A 440-nucleotide genomic window follows, 5' to 3' on the forward strand; every position below is an offset into this window, starting at 1 on the left:
TACTACGGCTCTGGTCACCTGAGTGCGATCCGGCATGAACAGACACTCATCACTGAATTTGAGCGCGATGACCTGCATCGTGAAACGCGCCGCACGCAGGGCAAGTTATTCCAGCTGCGCGATTATGATCCTCTGGGGCGCTGTACCCGCCAGTACAGCCTGCCGCTGACGCAGGCCGATGCCGAGCCACTGCCCTATCTCAGCGAGGGTAAGCCGTGGCGGGCGTGGCTCTACACCCTCCAGGACGAATTGCAGGTAATGGAAGATCATTACCGGGGCGTGATCGAATATCTTTATGACGCCGAAAGTCGCCTGAAAAAAGTGACGCATTGGGGTAACGCTTATGAGGATATGTTGTGGTATGACCGGGCGGATAACCTGCTGGAGCCACCGCAGGCGATACTGGGGCGTGAAGCGGAAGAGCGGGGGCTGTCTAAGAC

The 440-nt window shown here is 57.7% G+C and carries 1 pseudogene; it reads left to right on the forward strand.

Features of this window, described 5'->3' with window-relative positions:
- Positions 1–440 (forward strand): annotated as a pseudogene (locus ABR397_RS23355) (type IV secretion protein Rhs); the annotation flags it as partial.

It is taken from the genome of Photorhabdus viridis (genome assembly GCF_040256935.1).
Classification (GTDB): Bacteria; Pseudomonadota; Gammaproteobacteria; order Enterobacterales; family Enterobacteriaceae; genus Photorhabdus; species Photorhabdus viridis.